This is a genomic window from Frankia sp. AgKG'84/4 (genome assembly GCF_023242965.2).
In the GTDB taxonomy this organism is placed as follows: domain Bacteria; phylum Actinomycetota; class Actinomycetes; order Frankiales; family Frankiaceae; genus Frankia.
In genome coordinates, this window is sequence record NZ_JALKFU020000981.1 from 1 (window position 1) to 1,947 (window position 1,947).

Genomic DNA, 1,947 nt, shown 5'->3' on the forward strand with positions numbered 1-1,947 from the left:
GGCGTCGGCATCCCGGCCTGCATCCGGTCGGGGGAGGCCGCCGCCGCGACGGTGCTGCGGACCGCCCGGCCGGCGGGCAGCCCGGCGCAGGCAGACGCCCTCGGCCCGGGAGTCTGAGAGCCATCCGGCCGGGGTCGATCCGGCCGGCCGACAAGGAGACGGGTTATGCCGGAGTCCACGAAGTCCGCGAATGATCTCAACGCTGAGATGCTCTACACCGGATGGTCGGTCTTCGCCGCCGACCGTCCGCTGCCGGCCGATCGGACCTCCCTGACGAACGAGGTCAACACCATGCTGGACGGCGCCCTCGAGAAGGACGTCTACACCCGCGGGGTGTACGAGCTGTCCGGCTACCGGGCGGACGCGGACCTCATGGTCTGGTGGACCAGCCCCGATCCCGACCTGCTACAGGAGACCTACCAGCGGTTTCGGCAGACGGCGCTGGGCGGGCATCTGCGCCCGGTGTGGTCGGCGGTCGGCCTGCACCGCCCCGCCGAGTTCAACCGCAACCACATCCCGGCGTTCGTGCGCCGGGAGGACCCGCGCGGGTATGCCTGCGTGTACCCGTTCAACCGGTCGCTCGAGTGGTATCTCCTGCCGGACTACGAGCGGCGCGGGATGCTCGCCGAACACGGGATCATGGGACGCGAGTACGAGGACGTCCGGGCGAACACCGTCGCCTCGTTCGGTCTGGGTGACTACGAGTGGCTGCTCGCCTTCGAGGCCGACGAGCTGCACCGGATCGTCGACTGCATCCGTCATCTGCGCGCCAGCGCGGCCCGGCGGCACACCCGCCTGGAGACGCCGTTCTACACGGGCCCCCGCAAGTCGATCGCCGACATCGTCGCCGCCCTGCCCTGACCTCGCGATCCGGGACGCCTCGGTGGCCGGTGGCCGGCTTCCGAGGCCACCCGACGCGGCGCGGATCATCCGCTGTCACCGGGGAAGCCCCGTGCTGTGGTGGACCCGCTCGCCTGGTCAGCAGCCGGCGCCTGCCTGGGCGCCCCCACCCGTCCGGCAGGCGCCGACCGTCCCGCACCCGCGCCCTCCCCGGCCGCTCGGCGGCGTGAAGCGCACGGTCCTCTCCCGTCGGCACCCGTGCGGGAGGGTGGCCGTCGGCTCCCCGGCAGGGCCGGGGCGTCCTGACGCAACGTAGCATCGTCGGCGCTTTATGTATACGCAGCGTGCCGGTGGACGGCTGCAGTCGGATAAGTCGGGACAAGCGGAAGAACGTCGAAAATCGCTACACCGGGTTACCGGAACTCGACCCGAACTCTGTTACCTTGGGGCGCCACAAACGGACGCCTGACGCCGCCGCAACAGCCGGCGGTCCCGCCGTCGCCACCCGGTCGCTTTGTCGGGCCGCTGGTGGATCGGCCGCAGAGAGCCGGTAACGTTGCCCCGTGACCATGGCAGGCCGGCCTCGTCGGCGTCCGCTGGTCCGGTTCGCCCCGCGGCGCGCTGAGGTGGCCCAGGCGCCCACGCTTGACGGGTGAGTGGCCGGCCCGCTGTCCACGGTGGCCCACAGTCAGTTGCGGGGCAAGATCGCTGGAGGTCCGGTCGATGCATCACCGAGGGATGAGCTCGTGGCCGTCTGAGCGAGTCGCGGCGAGATGCGGGGGTTTCCAGCTCGAGTGGAGATCGGCCGGGGTGTGCCGAACTGCCCGGACCGGGCGGTCGGCGGAACACGTCGGGACGGCGGAACTACCTGAATACGGACAGACCGAACTGTTCTTGCGGCGTGGGCGATCAGCATGAGCCCAGTCCGGGTCGCTCGGATCGCGAGCGTCTGCACGCGGGCCCGCCGCCGGCCCGCGGGCGCCGTGGGGGGTGAGCGGTGACCGAGACCATGTCAGGGCACCGCCGGGGCGGTGCCGGGCCGAACGTCGTCGCCTCCCCGCGTAGTGGTGCCCCCGCCGGCGCGTACCCGCCGGCCCAGCCCCGTCC

The 1,947-nt window shown here is 72.0% G+C and carries 1 protein-coding gene; it reads left to right on the forward strand.

The window, feature by feature from the left end; genetic code table 11:
- The first annotated feature begins 165 nt into the window (after window positions 1-165).
- Window positions 166-861, forward strand: a complete 696-nt coding sequence (gene hemQ, locus MXD58_RS26565) for a hydrogen peroxide-dependent heme synthase (protein ID WP_248840178.1) — start codon at window positions 166-168, stop codon at window positions 859-861.
- Window positions 862-1,947 lie beyond the last annotated feature (1,086 nt).